Raw genomic sequence first — 1,232 nt, forward strand, 5'->3', positions numbered from 1 at the left:
GTGAAGTCAGAAACTGTATTGGTAGTGGAACGCTACTGGGAAGGGCGACCAGAGAAGGTGACAGTCCTGTACACGAAACCGATACAACTTCCGATGCGTACCTGAGTAGGACGGCACACGTGAAACGCTGTCTGAACCTGGGGGGACCACCCTCCAAGGCTAAATACGTGGTGGCTACCGATAGAGAATAGTACCGTGAGGGAAAGGTGAAAAGAACCCCGGTGAGGGGAGTGAAAAAGAACCTGAAACCGTAGACTTACAAGCGGTCGGAGCCTGTTGCAAGACGGGTGACGGCGTGCCTTTTGTAGAATGAGCCTGCGAGTTACCGTGTGAAGCGAGGTTAAGGGATAGGAGTCCCGAAGCCGAAGGGAAACCGAGTCTGAAGAGGGCGAATAGTTTCATGCGGTAGACCCGAAGCCGGGTGATCTATCCATGGCCAGGATGAAGCGTCGGTAAAACGACGTGGAGGACCGAACCCTAGTCTGTTAAAAAAGGCAGGGATGAGCTGTGGATCGGAGTGAAAGGCTAATCAAACCCGGAGATAGCTGGTTTTCGCCGAAATAGCTTTAGGGCTAGCGTATATGGAGTCTTACGGAGGTAGAGCACTGGTTGGACTAGGGCCCTTCACCGGGTACCAAACCCAGATAAACTCCGAATGCCGTAAGATGCTCATATGCAGTCAGACTGCGGGTGACAAGATTCGTAGTCGAGAGGGAAAGAGCCCAGACCGATAGCTAAGGTCCCAAAACATGACTGAGTGGAAAAGGAAGTATGATGGCAAAGACAGCCAGGAGGTTGGCTTAGAAGCAGCCATCCCTCGAACGAGTGCGTAATAGCTCACTGGTCGAGTCGTCATGCGCCGACAATGTAACGGGGCTACGTCATGTACCGAAGCTGCGGCTTGATAGATACGCGAGTATGTATCAGGGGTAGGCGAACATTCTGGAGGCCGAAGAAGGTGAGCTGTGAGGCGAGCTGGAGGTAACAGAAGAGAGAATGCAGGCATGAGTAACGAAAAGAGGGGTGAGAGTCCCCTCCGCCGAAAACCGAAGGTTTCCTGGGTAAAGGTCGTCTTCCCAGGGTTAGTCGGCCCCTAAGGCGAGGCCGAAAGGCGTAGTCGATGGGAAACGGGTTCATATTCCCGTACCTCTGTATGGGTTCGAGTGGGGTGACGCATGAGGCGAAGCCTGTCCAGGCGACGGTAGACCTGGAGCAAGCATCGAGCTGATGAG

1 rRNA gene is annotated in these 1,232 nt (G+C 53.7%); it reads left to right on the forward strand.

The window, feature by feature from the left end:
- Window positions 1-1,232 (forward strand): 23S ribosomal RNA (locus tag B071_RS0112970); the annotation flags it as partial.

The organism is Alkalispirochaeta alkalica DSM 8900 (genome assembly GCF_000373545.1).
Classification (GTDB): domain Bacteria; phylum Spirochaetota; class Spirochaetia; order DSM-27196; family Alkalispirochaetaceae; genus Alkalispirochaeta; species Alkalispirochaeta alkalica.